Consider the following 14,767-nt stretch of genomic DNA (forward strand, 5'->3'; position numbering starts at 1 on the left):
TGACCCGTCCTAAATTATGTTGACGGTTTTAACTAAGCCAGTTGCACCTTGCAACTGGCTTTTTTATGCACCTCATTTGGGGTTTTCATGCCCAAACTAAGGTGCGGCCTGTATTCATTATAGATTGCAATCGATTGCCTTACCGCGCGCTTCAACTCCTCACCCGTTTTGCACTTCGTTAGTAAAAACTCGTGCTTAAGGATTCCGTTAATGCGTTCCGCAAGCGCATTCTGGTAACAATCATAACCATCGGTCATGGAGGGCGTAATCGAGCTGGATGCGAGCTGGGTTTGATACGCCTGTGAACAGTACTGACTGCCCCTATCGGAGTGGTGAATTAACGGGTCCTGGCTAAGTCGTCCTGTAGTCGCTTGCTTTAGCGCGCGCCCGATATCTGCCGCTGTCATGCTTTGGGAGACGTCATGCCCCATGATTTTCCGGCTATAAGCATCTGTTACCAGCGATAAGTAATGGACTCCCGCATCGGTTTCGACATAGGTTATGTCGCTAACAAAGACCTGCTCAGGTCGGCTTACAACCAGCTCCTTTAGCAGGTTAGGATGCTTCTTCATCCAGTGTTTACTATCCGTAGTTTTATGGTAATTTCGCGGCTTCTTTACCAGCAAGTTATGATTGCGCAGGTAGTCAAAAAGGCCATCCCGGCCAAGTTTAATGCCGGCTGCTTCTAGCTTAGGCTTAAGTAAATAATACAGTTTACGAGTGCCTAGCCTCGGCATAAAGCGTCGTATCTCTTGAACCAGCCTGAGAACTGGCATCAATGCCGCTGCTCTTCCCTGGTAGCGGCTTTCAGCTTGATAAACAGACTGCCGGGATATTCCCATTACACGGCACAGCTGCGATAAGCTTATTTGAGCTTGGCTCTGGAGTTTCCTAACCCCATGTCGACAAGCTTTTTTCGCAGTTGGGTTCCTTGTGTCGTATCGATGTAATCAATCATTTCATTGAGTACCAGGTTACGAACTTTCTCGTCTTCAAGCTTACGCTCTAGCTCTTTGATTTGTTGCTCTGGGGTGGGGTTCGAAATAGTCATAAGTGTTAACCTCGGGCGATACCAGTCTTGCCGCCCATGCTTGCGAAGCCACACTAAAACAGTGCTTCTGCCTTGTATTCCATATTTAGCTTGTGCTTGCTTGTAGGTCAACTCGCCTTTTTCTACCTGCTCTACAACGGCTAATTTAAAGGCTATTGTGTAATCTCGTTGAGTACGCTTAGAGATTGATTTGGTTGGATTTCCCATAATAAGTCTCCGATCTGTCAACTTATTTCAGGACGGGTCATTAGACACAAAAAAGCCGGCTGTACGTCAGCCGGCTTTTTAACTTTCCGAAGCGGTTTACTCCGTAACTTCTTCAGCTACTTCTTCAACTTCTTCAACTTCTGGGCGACCAACTAATTCAATGTAAGCCATTGGAGCGTTATCACCTGTACGGAAGCCACACTTCATAATGCGAGTGTAACCACCTGGGCGTTCTTCATAACGCGGGCCTAATTCATTAAACAGCTTGCCAACAACCTCTTTGTCACGTGTGCGTGCGAACGCCAGACGACGATTTGCTACGCTGTCTTGTTTTGCCATTGTGATCAACGGCTCAACAACGCGACGTAACTCTTTTGCTTTTGGCAAAGTCGTCTTGATGATCTCATGACGCACTAAAGAGCTTGCCATGTTGCGGAACATTGCCTGACGATGGCTGCTGTTTCGATTTAGTTGACGACCACTCTTACGATGGCGCATACCTATACCCTTCTCAGTAAATCTATTACTAAGGTGACCTTAGTCGTTGTCAATTAAGCTGGCTGGTGGCCAGTTCTCAAGGCGCATGCCAAGAGACAAACCACGTGAAGCCAACACGTCTTTGATTTCAGTCAACGACTTCTTACCCAAGTTCGGAGTTTTTAATAACTCGACCTCAGTGCGTTGTACTAAGTCACCAATGTACTGAATCGCTTCTGCTTTCAAGCAGTTCGCAGATCGAACAGTCAATTCCAAGTCGTCTACCGGACGCAGAAGGATCGGATCGAACTCCGGCTTCTCTTCTTTTTCTTCCGGTTCACTGATATCACGAAGTTCAACGAAGGCATCCAACTGTTCAGCTAAAATTGTTGCTGCACGGCGGATAGCTTCTTCTGGATCCAATGTACCATTGGTTTCCATTTCGATAACCAGCTTATCTAAGTCGGTACGCTGTTCAACACGAGCCGCATCTACAGAATATGCAATGCGTTCGACCGGGCTGAACGACGCGTCGACCAAAAGACGACCGATTGGACGTTCATCATCATCAGCGGACTGACGAGATGCCGCAGGCACGTAACCACGACCACGTTCGACTTTCACTCGCATGACAAGTTCATAGTCGCCTGTCAGATGACAGATAACGTGCTCAGGATTAACGATTTCAACATCACCATCGTGGGTGAAATCGCCTGCTGTTACAGGACCTGCTCCGGATTTATTCAAAGTCAGAGTTGCTTCATCTTTACCTTCAACGCTGACTGCCAGCCCTTTCAGGTTTAATAAAACTTCAATGACATCTTCCTGAACGCCCTCTTTGCTGCTGTATTCGTGCAGCACGCCATCGATTTCAACCTCAGTCACTGCACAGCCTGGCATTGACGACAGTAAAATGCGACGTAACGCATTACCTAGTGTATAACCAAAGCCGCGTTCCAGAGGCTCCAGTGTCACCTTGGCATGAGTCGGGCTGATTTGCTCGATGTCGACTAACCTCGGCTTTAGGAATTCGGTAACAGAACCCTGCATTGTGTCCTCTCTCTATGCTTAAGCTTTACTTAGAGTAAAGCTCTACGATCAACTGTTCGTTAATTTCAGCAGACAAGTCGCTACGTTCTGGAAGACGTTTAAATGCACCTTCCAATTTGTTGTTGTCTACTTCTATCCAGACTGGCTTCTCGCGTTGTTCTGCAAGCTCCAGTGCTGCTCCGATACGTGCCTGTTTCTTCGCTTTTTCACGAACAGAAACGACATCTTCAGGACGAACCTTGAACGATGGAATGTTCACTACCTGACCATTCACAACAACTGCTTTGTGACTGACCAGCTGACGAGCTTCTGCGCGTGTTGACGCAAAACCCATGCGATACACTACGTTATCCAAGCGCTGTTCCAGCAACTGCAACAGGTTTTCACCGGTATTGCCTTTCAGTCGTGCAGCTTCTTTGTAGTAGTTACGAAATTGCTTTTCCAGTACGCCGTACATACGACGAACTTTCTGTTTCTCACGCAACTGAACACCGTAATCTGACAAACGACCGCGACGCGCGCCGTGTTGTCCTGGTGCAGTTTCGATCTTACATTTAGAATCGATTGCGCGAACGCCGCTTTTCAGGAACAAATCTGTTCCTTCGCGACGGCTCAGCTTGAGCTTTGGACCCAAATATCTAGCCATGATCTTTCTCCAACTATCGATTCACGCCTTAAACGCGACGTTTCTTAGGCGGACGACAACCGTTGTGAGGAATCGGTGTCACATCGGTAATATTTGTGATTTTGTAACCAACGGCGTTCAGGGCACGAATCGATGATTCACGACCTGGGCCTGGACCATTCACAAATACTTCCAGGTTTTTCAGTCCGTATTCCTTCGCCATTTCACCTGCACGTTCTGCTGCAACCTGTGCTGCGAACGGCGTTGATTTCCGTGAACCACGGAACCCTGATCCACCTGCGGTAGCCCACGCTAATGCGTTACCCTGGCGATCAGTAATGGTAATAATGGTGTTGTTGAAAGATGCATGCACATGAGCCATGCCATCGGCGACCTGCTTTTTAACGCGCTTTCGAGAGCGAGTTGGTGTTTTAGCCATTACTCAATCCCCCTATTTCTTAATTGGTTTGCGCGGACCTTTACGAGTGCGCGCATTTGTTTTAGTGCGCTGCCCACGTAGAGGTAAGCTACGACGATGACGAAGTCCACGGAAACACCCGAGGTCCATCAAACGTTTAATGTTCATAGATACTTCACGACGCAGATCACCTTCTACGGCGAACTTTGATACAGCGTCACGAAGCGCGTCCAGTTTGTCTTCTGACAATGAACCAATCTTGGTGTCTTCAGCGATACCCGTAGCAGCAAGAATCTGCTGTGAACGAGTACGGCCAACACCGTAGATTGCAGTCAAAGCTATGACTGCATGCTTATTGTCAGGAACGTTAATGCCAGCGATACGGGCCACTAACACGTCTCCTTCAGTTTGTAGGCTTCAGTTGAAAAGCCCGTTAGGATACTCAACCGATTGCCGAATTGCAAATACTTCAAAGGCTGCGACGATTAAGCCGCAAGCCTTTCCTTCGAATCAACCTTGTCGTTGCTTATGCTTAGCATCAGTGCAAATAACGCGAACTACACCGTTACGCTTGATGATTTTGCAGTTACGACAGATTTTCTTCACGGAAGCACGAACTTTCATTGCTACTCTCCGTTCTACCCAATCTTACCGGCCGTAGCCTTTTAGATTGGCTTTTTTCAGGACAGAGTCATATTGATGCGACATCATATGAGTCTGAACCTGTGCCATAAAGTCCATGATAACAACTACGATAATCAATAAAGATGTACCGCCGAAGTAGAATTGCACATTCCATGCAATCATCATGAACTCCGGAACCAAACAGACAAAGGTAATGTACAGTGCGCCTGCTAATGTCAAACGCGTCATTACTTTATCGATGTATCTTGAGGTTTGTTCACCTGGGCGAATACCCGGAATAAACGCACCCGACTTCTTCAAGTTGTCAGCTGTTTCGCGAGGGTTAAATACCAACGCAGTGTAGAAGAAACAGAAGAAGATTATCGCAGCCGCGTACAATAACACATATAACGGCTGACCGGGAGACAATGTCATCGATACTTGTTGCAAAATGTCTGCAACCGCACCGTCACCAGAGCCAAACCAAGTGGCGATGGTACCCGGGAATAAAATAATGCTCGACGCAAAAATTGGTGGAATAACACCAGCCATATTAACTTTCAATGGCAAGTGTGTGCTTTGCGCAGCAAATACCTTACGACCTTGTTGACGCTTCGCATAGTTAACGACGATACGACGTTGACCACGTTCCACAAAAACAACGAAATAAGTTACTGCTAAAACCACAACCCCAATTAGTAACAACAATAACAGGTGCAAGTCACCTTGACGCGCTTGTTCAGCCGTCTGGCCGATAGCGGAAGGTAAACCTGCAACAATACCCACAAAGATCAGGATAGAGATACCGTTGCCAATACCACGCTCAGTAATCTGTTCGCCTAACCACATAAGGAACATGGTCCCCGTGACTAAGCTCACTACAGCAGTGAAATAAAAGCCGAAGCCAGGGTCTATTACGAGTCCGGGCATTAAATTTGGCAAGCCTGTAGCTATACCAATCGACTGGAACGTTGCCAGTATTAAAGTACCCCACCGCGTATACTGGTTAATCTTACGACGACCAGACTCACCTTCTTTCTTAAGCTCAGCCAAACGTGGATGTACCACGCTAGCCAACTGCATAATAATCGAAGCCGATATATACGGCATAATACCTAATGCAAATACTGACGCACGCTCTAAGGCACCACCGCTGAACATGTTAAACATGGCAACGATGGTATCTTTCTGCTGTTCGAATAGCTGAGCTAATACAGCGGCATCAATACCAGGAATAGGCACAAAGGAGCCCGCTCGGAAAACGATAATCGCTCCTAACACAAACAGCAGGCGACGCTTAAGTTCCGACAAGCCACCTTGCGCTCGATTTGATTCCAATCCTGGTTTAGCCATTTGCTCTATCCTTCGATTTTGCCGCCAGCAGCTTCAATAGCTTCGCGAGCGCCTTTGGTGACTTTAAGACCTTTTACAGTCACAGCACGACTTAACTCACCAGATTTGATGACTTTAGCGTGTAGTACGTTCTTACGAACGAGACCTGCTGCTTTCAAAGTCGCCAGTTCAACGGTATCACCGTCAACCTTCGCGATTTCTGCCAAGTTTACTTCTGCAGTGACCATAGCCTTGCGTGAAGTAAAACCAAATTTTGGCAGACGACGTTGAATTGGCATTTGTCCGCCTTCGAAACCTGGCTTGACTGAGCCACCAGAGCGAGACTTCTGCCCTTTGTGACCACGGCCGCCAGTCTTTCCAAGACCTGAACCAATACCACGCCCAACGCGCTTTTTGCTGCTTTTTGCACCAGGTGCGGGAGCAAGTGTATTAAGTTCCATCGCTTATCCCTCCACCTTAATCATGTAATTAACTCGGTTCACCATACCGCGGACTGCAGCAGTGTCTTCCAACTCTACTGTGTGACCAATGCGGCGGAGACCCAAGCCACGTAGTGTAGCTTTATGCTTCGGCAAACGACCGATAGAGCTACGCGTCTGTGTTACTTTGATTGTCTTTTTCGCCATTGTTCACTACCCCAGTATTTCGTCAACGCGCAATCCACGCTTCGCCGCAACTTGCTCCGGCGATTTCATGCCGTTCAACGCTTTGATAGTCGCGCGAACAACGTTGATTGGGTTGGTTGAACCATATGCCTTTGACAGCACGTTATGAACACCTGAAACTTCCAGAACCGCACGCATTGCACCACCAGCGATGATACCCGTACCTTCTGAAGCAGGTTGCATGTATACCTGTGAACCTGAATGACGTCCTTTAACAGGATGCTGTAAAGTGTCGCCTTTCAGTTGAACGGTAACCATATTGCGACGTGCTTTTTCCATTGCTTTTTGAATAGCAGCGGGTACTTCACGCGCTTTACCATAACCAAAACCGACTTTACCTTTACCGTCGCCAACCACAGTCAGTGCAGTGAAGCTAAAGATACGACCACCTTTAACTACTTTTGCTACACGATTTACTGTGATCAACTTCTCTATCAGTTCACCGGTTTGAGCTTCTACATTTGCCATGTTCGTCTCCTAGAACTGAAGTCCGGCTTCACGAGCTGCGTCCGCTAATGCGGCTACGCGACCGTGGTATTTAAAACCACTACGATCGAAAGACACGTTTTTAACGCCTTTTTCAATCGCTCGTTCAGCGATAGTTTTGCCCACGACTTTGGCTGCATCTACATTACCTGTAGATTTAAGCCCTTCGCGGACACTTTTCTCTGCAGTCGATGCGGCTGCCAGCACTTCAGAACCGTTAGGTGCGATCAACTGCGCGTAAATATGCCGTGGTGTACGGTGAACGACCAGGCGATTTGCACCCAACTCTTTAATTTGTTTACGTGCGCGAGTAGCACGACGTAAGCGAGCTGCTTTATTGTCCATCGTATTACCCTACTTTTTCTTGGCTTCTTTACGGCGCACTTGCTCGTCAGCATAACGAACACCTTTGCCTTTGTAAGGCTCGGGTTTACGGTATGCACGAATGTTAGCGGCAACTTGACCAACTAACTGCTTATCTGCACCTTTAACGACGACTTCAGTCTGAGTCGGAGTATCGATTGTGATCCCTTCGGGAATCTCGAACTCCACAGGATGCGAAAAGCCTAGCGTCAGGTTCAGTTTTTTACCTTGTGCTTGCGCACGGTAACCAACACCTATCAACTGTAACTTACGTTCGAATCCTTTAGTGACTCCGACCACCATGTTTTGCAACAATGCGCGAGCCGTACCAGCTTGAGCTGTTGAGTTAGCAACACCTTCACGGGCGTTAGTACGTAACTCACTCTCATCTTTTACCAGTTCAACTGCATCGTTTACAACACGACTCAGTGAGCCTTGGGCACCTTTAATCGTGATTTCCTGGCCATTTAGCGTAACTTCAACGCCAGCAGGAATTTCAATGGGTGCTTTAGCAACACGTGACATTTCCTACCTCCTAATTACGCTACGTAACCGATAATTTCGCCACCAAGACCAGCTTGGCGAGCGGCACGATCAGTCATCAGGCCTTTAGACGTCGAAACTACTGCGATGCCAAGGCCACCCATTACGTTAGGCAACTCGTTGCGTTTCTTATAGATACGCAGACCAGGGCGACTAACGCGCTCGATTGTTTCAATTACTGGCTTGCCTTCGAAATATTTCAATTCGACTTCAAGCTCAGGTTTAACAGTACTCTCGGCACTGTAACCAGTAATAAAACCTTCTTCTTTCAGAACTTGAGCAATCGCCACTTTCTGCTTAGAAGACGGCATTTTAACCGTTACTTTGTTAGCACCTTGAGCGTTGCGAATGCGTGTGAACATATCCGCAATTGGATCTTGCATGCTCATATTTGCTTTCTCCCGTGATTCGTGGCTTACCAGCTAGCTTTTTTCAAGCCAGGAATTTCACCGCGCATCGCCATCTCACGGACCTTGATTCGGCTCATGCCGAATTTACGAAGGAAACCATGAGGACGACCAGTTATACGACAACGGTTACGTTGACGCGTCGGACTGGCATCACGTGGGAGCTGTTGCAACTTAAGTACGGCTTCCCAACGCTCTTCGTCTGATGCTTTAGGGTCATTAATGACCGTTTTCAGTGCGTTGCGTTTTTCTGCGTATTTTGAAGCGATTTTAGCTCGCTTCACGTCACGCGCTTTCATTGACTGTTTTGCCATAACTCTACACCTTACTTTCTGAACGGGAAGTTAAAGGCAGCTAGCAAAGCACGAGCTTCGTCATCTGTGCCAGCATTTGTGGTAATGGTGATATCCAGACCACGTACCTTGTCGACTTTGTCATAGTCGACCTCCGGAAAGATGATCTGCTCACGAACACCCATGCTGTAATTACCACGACCATCGAACGATTTAGGGTTCAGGCCACGGAAGTCACGGATACGTGGGATTGCAATCGAAATTAAGCGTTGCAAAAAGTCCCACATGCGCTCGCCGCGCAGAGTTACTTTACAGCCAATCGGGAAGCCTTCACGGACTTTGAAACCGGCGACAGACTTGCGTGCCACAGTACGAATTGGCTTTTGACCAGAGATAGCCTCTAGGTCAGCCACTGCGTTATCAAGTACTTTTTTGTCAGCCAGAGCTTCACCAACACCCATGTTAAGGGTGATTTTATCAATCCGAGGGACTTGCATGACGCTGTTGTAGCTGAACTCTTTCATAAGCTCAGGAACTACCGATTCTCTGTAAAAATCATGCAGTTTCGCCATCGTAAAACTCCAAGTTTGAATTAAATGATTGCGTTGTTCGATTTGAAGAAGCGAACTTTCTTGCCATCTTCAATACGAAATCCAACACGATCTGCTTTACCTGTCTCTGGGTTAAGGATCGCTACGTTCGAAATGTGGATTGCTGCTTCTTGTTCAACGATGCCACCAGATTCACCTAGAGCCGGATTTGGCTTTTGGTGTTTCTTGACTACGTTGACGCCTTCCACGATCACGCGATCTTTATCGGTAAGAACTTTCAGGACTTTGCCTTGTTTGCCCTTGTCCTTACCTGCCAGGACGACTACTTCGTCATCACGTTTAATTTTTGCCGCCATAATTGACTCCTTATAGTACTTCTGGTGCCAGCGAGATAATCTTCATAAACTGCTCTGAACGCAGTTCACGAGTTACCGGCCCGAAAATACGTGTGCCAATGGGCTGTTGGTTGTTATTCAACAACACAGCCGCGTTGCGGTCAAAACGGATGACCGACCCGTCTTGTCGACGGACGCCTTTTCTGGTGCGAACGACCACCGCATTCACTACATCGCCTTTCTTCACCTTACCGCGCGGAATTGCTTCCTTGACAGTAACTTTGATGATATCGCCGATGTTTGCGTAGCGACGGTGCGAACCACCTAGAACCTTAATACATTGTACGCTGCGCGCGCCGGAGTTATCGGCAACGTCCAGGGTAGTTTGCATTTGGATCATTTCAGTGCCCCGCTTAGTTAAAAAAACAGACCCTCTCGGGTCGTGCTGCCTTTGGTTTTTCCCTTATAAAAAGGGTCGCGAAGTGTAACAGATAAATTTTGGAAGTGGTAGGGTAATCTCAGAAAATTTCGTAGGCGTAAGGTGAATTCACCATCTTAAGAGTTTAGTTTAGTTGGATTGCAGCAGAACCAATGGTAAATTCAATACTTTACGTTGCTCAGGTAAGTATACCTTATTATAAGAGCACAGGCTGACTTGGGACTTCTATGGTATGAATCTGCTATTCATTATTTTTGCCCCATTCTTTGGTGCGCTCTTACCGCTATTATTTAAACAAGCGTCGCGACCGATAAAGACTGGGATTACATTACTTGTTCCTCTTTTCTGCTTAGTTGTTTTGTTTCAGTATGTACCCGCGACGCTCGCCGGTGAAGTACCTAAACAAATGGTAGAATGGCTGCCAGGTGTAGGGCTCGATTTCGCCGTGCGTCTTGACGGCTTGTCTCTGCTGTTTGTTGGCTTAATATTGGGCATAGGCGTGCTGATTATCGGCTATGCTCATTACTATTTAAGCAGTAACGACGATGAATCCCGTTTTTATTCTTGCCTGCTTTTATTTATGTCCTCCATGCTGGGCATCGTTATGGCAGATAATATCTTACTAATGTGGGTATTCTGGGAACTGACCAGTATCTCTTCTTTTTTACTTATTGGTTATTGGTTCCATAGCAGTGATGCGCGCCGCGGTGCTCGTATGGCACTAGCAACCACTGGTGCTGGAGGTCTGGCACTATTAGCCGGATTACTGATAATTGGACACATTGCCGGTGGCTATCAGCTGGATACCGTATTTGCCGCAGCAGAGCAGATAAAGGCGCACGCTTACTATGTTCCAGCCTTAATACTCGTTTTATTAGGAGCCTTTACTAAATCAGCCCAGTTCCCATTTCAGTTTTGGCTACCACACGCCATGGCGGCGCCGACTCCAGTAAGTGCATACTTACACTCAGCAACTATGGTAAAAGCCGGTATCTTTCTATTAGCACGTTTTCATCCGGTATTAGCCGAGACTGAGCTTTGGTTTACCCTGGTTACATTGACCGGTTTAATTACCATGTTAGTCGGTGCTTACTTTGCTCTGTTAAAACATGACCTCAAAGGTTTGCTCGCTTTCTCTACGGTAAGCCATCTGGGCCTCATTTGTATGTTACTGGGGATAGGCACCCAGGCTGCTGTGATAGCGGCGCTATTTCACATAATTAACCATGCTCTATTTAAAGCCGCGCTGTTCATGACCGCAGGCATTATTGACCACGAGTCCGGAACTCGTGATATGCGTAAACTGCAAGGGCTTATGAGTCTGATGCCTATAACGGCTACTCTTGCCATGATTGTGGCGGCCTCAATGGCAGGAATACCACCGTTTAACGGGTTTATGTCTAAAGAGCTATTCCTGGACCAGGCTCTGCAGCAACATTTATTCGGCGGGCTGTCATGGTTTATCCCAATATTAGCAACTGTGGGCGCCATGCTGTCAGTGGCTTACTCTATTCGCTTTATTCACGATGTTTTCTTTAACGGCGACTACAAAGAAACTCCAAAAAAACCACACGACCCACCCCGCATGATGTCTGCACCAGTCGCTTTGCTGGGATTTCTTTGTATCGCTATCGGCATTGCACCAATGACAATGGTTTCGGGACTACTCGACCAGGCTGCCGCAGCTGTTACCGGCTCTCCTGTTGAAGTAAAACTATCGCTTTGGCACGGTTTTAATATGCCTCTGTTAATGAGCGTAGTTGCAGTCATTGGCGGAATTCTCATTTATCTTGCCCGGGATCAGCTTTTTACTTTTAATCGCCAATTTGATGGGCAGGATGCTAAACACAATTTTGAACGCATTGTGCAAAAAACCTCTGACGCCGCAGCTAATTTTTACGAGCGCTTAGACACAGGTTCCTTGCAACGCTACATTGCTTTTGTTCTTATCAGCGTTATTGTCGTGTTACTTCCTTCGTTAAGTGACCTAAGTGTGGTGACTGGTGGCAAACCTCAATTGCCTGTTGATATGGTTAGCATGGTTGGTGCTATCATCCTTATATCCGCAGCATTTGCTACCGCTACACTGCATCGCAATCGCTTCGTGATGTTAATGATGCTATCAGTGGTTGGGCTGGTTGTGTCGTTAGCTTTCGCGCATTTCTCAGCACCGGATCTGGCCATGACTCAGTTGGTTGTAGAAGTGGTCAGTATTATCTTAATGATACTGGCATTGTTCTTTATGCCACAAAAAACCAGCCGGGCCTCCTCCGGCCACCGAGTTTTTCGCGATATAATCATCGCCAGCTTTATTGGTGGTATTGTTGCTACCTTAAATTTCGCAATACTGACCTCTCCGTTTGAAAGCATCTCGGACTTTTTCCTTGCGAATGCGAAATCCGGTGGTGGGGGAACCAACGTAGTAAACGTCATTCTGGTGGACTTTCGTGGTTTCGATACCTTAGGTGAAATTACCGTTCTGGCAATAGCTGCCGCGGGTATTCATAAATTGCTCAATAAACTAAAACCCTTTATGCCTTCCAGTGATATTGACGGACGTCCCTGGCATAGAATTAGACACCCATTGATGTTAACCACTGTTGCCAACATTCTTTTACCAATGGCGATGGTAGTTGCTGCCTATATTTTCCTAAGAGGTCACAACCTGCCTGGAGGCGGTTTCATCGCAGGTCTTATAGTCGCCTCAGCGATGATCCTGCAATACATTGCCAATGGTGTCGACTGGATGAAAGAACGCTTTAGCGTTAATTATCAATCTCTAATGTCATTTGGTGTTTTAATTGCTGCGCTTACCGGGCTTGGTAGCTGGCTGTTTGGTAAGCCTTTCCTGACTTCCTGGTTTACCTATTTAGACTGGCCAGTGGTTGGTAAATTTGAATTCGCCACGGCTTTACTCTTCGATCTTGGCGTTTTCCTGACGGTTGTTGGCGCCACTATGATGATTTTAAGTAACTTCGGGAAGATGACGACACGTCATCGCCCAACGCATGAGGGGCATTAATGGAAACTTTATACTCGGTTACCGTTGGTATTTTAACCGCATGCAGTGTTTTTCTCATTCTGCGCGGTCGTTCATTTCCTGTCGTAGTCGGCATTACCATGCTGTCTTATGCCGTTAACTTATTTCTATTTTCAACCGGTCGTCTGACAATAGACGGAGCACCAATTTATGGTACTCAGGAAACATACGCTGATCCTTTACCTCAGGCTCTAGTTCTAACAGCTATCGTTATCGGCTTCGCCATGACAGCGTATTCAATTATCCTGGCTGTGCGTGCCCGAGGAGAAATAGGGACGGACGAAGTTAACCAACAAGATAACAGCACGGAGGGCAACCGCTAATGTGGCAACAACATTTGGCGATACTTCCTATTTTGGTGCCATTACTGGCAGCGCTGCTACAACTGCTTCCCTGGGGCGACAGACCGCAGCCTAGACGCAGAGCCATAGGCCTGCTGTCCAGTATATTGACCTTGATACTGAGTATTGCCCTACTCGTTCAGGTTAATCAGGATCAGATGATTGTTTATGCCTTAGGCAACTGGTCTGCGCCATTTGGAATTGTCCTAATGGTGGACAAACTTAGCGCTCTGATGATGCTGATAACAGCAATACTGGCGTTACCTGTGCTCATTTACGGCTGTTATGCCGAAGATAATCTTGGCTCCCACTTTCAGGCATTATTTCAATTTCAGGTAATGGGCATTATGGGGGCTTTTGCTACCGGCGATATTTTCAACTTATTCGTCTTCTTCGAAGTCCTGCTGATTTCCTCCTACGCACTATTAATGCACGGCGGAGGAAAGTTCCGCTTACGCACGACCTTACACTACGTGTTACTCAACCTTTTAGGCTCAGCACTTTTCCTAATTAGTGTCGGTACTCTATATGGTGTTACAGGCACTTTGAATATGGCTGATCTTGCTACCCAAGTTCAGCAATTAAGCGGAGATCAGGCCGCCTTAGCTAAAGCTGGTGGTATGATGCTATTGATAGTATTCGGCATTAAAGCCGCTATCCTGCCGCTGCACTTCTGGCTGCCTCAGGCTTATTCTACGACAACCGGAGTTGTTGCCGCTCTATTCGCAATAATGACAAAAGTTGGTGTTTACGCCATAGTTCGGGTCTACACACTCATTTTTGGCCCTGAAGCTAATGAACTGGCACTCATTGCACATGACTGGCTTTGGATTATGGGTCTCATTACCATGCTCGCCGGTGCTATCGGAATTATCGGAGCTCGCGACCTGCGCTTGCTTGTGGCTTATTTAGTCGTCATTTCCATTGGCACACTTATCGCAACCTACAGTTTAAATGGGGTAGCGACAACCGGCGCCATGCTATTTTATTTAATCCACTCAACCTTTATAACTGGCGCATTATTTTTACTGGCCGATCTTATTGCGTTCGAACGTGGTAAAACCGCATCACGCATCGTATCGGGCAAAAAAATGGCAAATCACTCAGCTTATTCTGTGATGTTTTTGATTGCGGCAATAGCAATAATTGGTTTACCACCTCTGTCAGGTTTTGTCGGAAAACTTATGATTATGGAATCGGCAAGCCCAACCGGGGCGAGTTTTTGGCTGTGGGGAGCCATGTTAGGCGCAACTCTTATTATGCTAATTTCAGTCACCCGGGCGGGAAGTAAAATGCTTTGGCACACACTGTCAGGTAAAGCGAATGAGCAATCGGCTCCTTTAGGAAAAAGAGCAGCTGTTGTTATGCTTCTGTCGTTATCGGTTGTTATGACGTTATTTGCCAGCCCAATCCGCAACTATACCGATGATGTCGCTGAACAGCTTTACGACATAGACCAGTACCCATCGCGCGTGCTGATAAAAGGAGTGGAATAATTA

The 14,767-nt window shown here is 47.0% G+C and carries 21 protein-coding genes; 3 read left to right on the forward strand and 18 right to left on the reverse strand.

Annotation, left to right across the window (positions count from 1 at the left end; genetic code table 11):
* Nucleotides 1–32 precede the first annotated feature (32 nt).
* The 18 genes from NJR55_RS05610 to rplN form a co-directional block, all read right to left on the reverse strand.
* A protein-coding gene (locus NJR55_RS05610) for an IS3 family transposase (RefSeq protein WP_253618603.1) occupies nt 33–1,258 on the reverse strand; the annotation gives its coding sequence in 2 pieces (ribosomal slippage) (nt 33–892 and nt 892–1,258; 1,227 coding nt in all).
* A 96-nt stretch (nt 1,259–1,354) separates the two neighbouring features.
* Complete coding sequence (gene rplQ, locus NJR55_RS05615; RefSeq protein WP_034822551.1) at nt 1,355–1,756, reverse strand: 50S ribosomal protein L17; 402 nt, start codon at nt 1,754–1,756, stop codon at nt 1,355–1,357.
* A 39-nt stretch (nt 1,757–1,795) separates the two neighbouring features.
* Nucleotides 1,796–2,785 carry a DNA-directed RNA polymerase subunit alpha gene (locus NJR55_RS05620; protein WP_011235123.1) on the reverse strand — a complete coding sequence of 330 codons (990 nt, stop codon included), beginning with the start codon at nt 2,783–2,785 and terminating at the stop codon, nt 1,796–1,798.
* A 25-nt stretch (nt 2,786–2,810) separates the two neighbouring features.
* Nucleotides 2,811–3,431, reverse strand: coding sequence for a 30S ribosomal protein S4 (rpsD, locus tag NJR55_RS05625; RefSeq protein ID WP_011235124.1), 621 nt, complete (start codon nt 3,429–3,431; stop codon nt 2,811–2,813).
* Between the two features lie 28 nt (nt 3,432–3,459).
* Nucleotides 3,460–3,849 carry a 30S ribosomal protein S11 gene (gene rpsK, locus NJR55_RS05630; protein WP_011235125.1) on the reverse strand — a complete coding sequence of 130 codons (390 nt, stop codon included), beginning with the start codon at nt 3,847–3,849 and terminating at the stop codon, nt 3,460–3,462.
* Nucleotides 3,850–3,861: 12 nt separating this feature from the next.
* Nucleotides 3,862–4,218: a 30S ribosomal protein S13 gene (gene rpsM, locus NJR55_RS05635; protein WP_011235126.1), complete on the reverse strand. Its 357-nt coding sequence runs from the start codon at nt 4,216–4,218 to the stop codon at nt 3,862–3,864.
* A 120-nt stretch (nt 4,219–4,338) separates the two neighbouring features.
* A complete protein-coding gene (rpmJ, locus tag NJR55_RS05640; RefSeq protein ID WP_006956433.1) occupies nt 4,339–4,452 on the reverse strand; it encodes a 50S ribosomal protein L36 in 114 nt (37 codons plus the stop codon).
* Between the two features lie 24 nt (nt 4,453–4,476).
* Entirely contained in the window at nt 4,477–5,805 is a 1,329-nt protein-coding gene (gene secY / locus NJR55_RS05645; protein WP_253618605.1) for a preprotein translocase subunit SecY, read from the reverse strand.
* 5 nt (nt 5,806–5,810) lie between these two features.
* Nucleotides 5,811–6,245, reverse strand: a complete 435-nt coding sequence (gene rplO / locus NJR55_RS05650) for a 50S ribosomal protein L15 (RefSeq protein ID WP_011235128.1) — start codon at nt 6,243–6,245, stop codon at nt 5,811–5,813.
* A gap of 3 nt (nt 6,246–6,248) precedes the next feature.
* The gene (rpmD, locus tag NJR55_RS05655) at nt 6,249–6,431 is read right to left on the reverse strand and encodes a 50S ribosomal protein L30 (RefSeq protein WP_011235129.1); all 183 of its coding nucleotides are present in this window, start codon (nt 6,429–6,431) and stop codon (nt 6,249–6,251) included.
* Nucleotides 6,432–6,437: 6 nt separating this feature from the next.
* Nucleotides 6,438–6,938 (reverse strand): 30S ribosomal protein S5, encoded by a 501-nt coding sequence (rpsE, locus tag NJR55_RS05660; protein WP_011235130.1) that lies wholly within the window; start codon nt 6,936–6,938, stop codon nt 6,438–6,440.
* Nucleotides 6,939–6,947: 9 nt separating this feature from the next.
* Nucleotides 6,948–7,301: a 50S ribosomal protein L18 gene (gene rplR, locus NJR55_RS05665; protein ID WP_011235131.1), complete on the reverse strand. Its 354-nt coding sequence runs from the start codon at nt 7,299–7,301 to the stop codon at nt 6,948–6,950.
* Between the two features lie 9 nt (nt 7,302–7,310).
* Nucleotides 7,311–7,844 carry a 50S ribosomal protein L6 gene (gene rplF / locus NJR55_RS05670; protein ID WP_034822546.1) on the reverse strand — a complete coding sequence of 178 codons (534 nt, stop codon included), beginning with the start codon at nt 7,842–7,844 and terminating at the stop codon, nt 7,311–7,313.
* 14 nt (nt 7,845–7,858) lie between these two features.
* Nucleotides 7,859–8,251, reverse strand: a complete 393-nt coding sequence (rpsH, locus tag NJR55_RS05675) for a 30S ribosomal protein S8 (protein ID WP_011235133.1) — start codon at nt 8,249–8,251, stop codon at nt 7,859–7,861.
* Nucleotides 8,252–8,277: 26 nt separating this feature from the next.
* Nucleotides 8,278–8,583 carry a 30S ribosomal protein S14 gene (gene rpsN / locus NJR55_RS05680; RefSeq protein ID WP_011235134.1) on the reverse strand — a complete coding sequence of 102 codons (306 nt, stop codon included), beginning with the start codon at nt 8,581–8,583 and terminating at the stop codon, nt 8,278–8,280.
* A gap of 11 nt (nt 8,584–8,594) precedes the next feature.
* Nucleotides 8,595–9,134 (reverse strand): 50S ribosomal protein L5, encoded by a 540-nt coding sequence (rplE, locus tag NJR55_RS05685; protein WP_011235135.1) that lies wholly within the window; start codon nt 9,132–9,134, stop codon nt 8,595–8,597.
* Between the two features lie 20 nt (nt 9,135–9,154).
* Nucleotides 9,155–9,469 carry a 50S ribosomal protein L24 gene (rplX, locus tag NJR55_RS05690; protein WP_034822544.1) on the reverse strand — a complete coding sequence of 105 codons (315 nt, stop codon included), beginning with the start codon at nt 9,467–9,469 and terminating at the stop codon, nt 9,155–9,157.
* 10 nt (nt 9,470–9,479) lie between these two features.
* A complete protein-coding gene (gene rplN, locus NJR55_RS05695) occupies nt 9,480–9,848 on the reverse strand; it encodes a 50S ribosomal protein L14 (protein ID WP_006956444.1) in 369 nt (122 codons plus the stop codon).
* Nucleotides 9,849–10,119: 271 nt separating this feature from the next.
* Here rplN and NJR55_RS05700 point away from each other — a divergent pair, with 271 nt between their 5' ends.
* From NJR55_RS05700 to NJR55_RS05710, 3 genes are read left to right on the forward strand one after another with little or no spacing between them, the layout of a single operon-like run.
* Complete coding sequence (locus tag NJR55_RS05700; protein WP_253618607.1) at nt 10,120–12,909, forward strand: monovalent cation/H+ antiporter subunit A; 2,790 nt, start codon at nt 10,120–10,122, stop codon at nt 12,907–12,909.
* Nucleotides 12,909–13,250 carry a Na+/H+ antiporter subunit C gene (locus tag NJR55_RS05705; RefSeq protein WP_011235138.1) on the forward strand — a complete coding sequence of 114 codons (342 nt, stop codon included), beginning with the start codon at nt 12,909–12,911 and terminating at the stop codon, nt 13,248–13,250. The genes NJR55_RS05700 and NJR55_RS05705 overlap by 1 nt, the downstream gene beginning before the upstream one ends.
* Entirely contained in the window at nt 13,250–14,764 is a 1,515-nt protein-coding gene (locus tag NJR55_RS05710) for a monovalent cation/H+ antiporter subunit D (protein WP_253618610.1), read from the forward strand. The genes NJR55_RS05705 and NJR55_RS05710 overlap by 1 nt, the downstream gene beginning before the upstream one ends.
* The last annotated feature ends 3 nt before the right edge of the window (nt 14,765–14,767 follow it).

The organism is Idiomarina rhizosphaerae (genome assembly GCF_024159085.1).
GTDB lineage: Bacteria > Pseudomonadota > Gammaproteobacteria > Enterobacterales > Alteromonadaceae > Idiomarina > Idiomarina rhizosphaerae.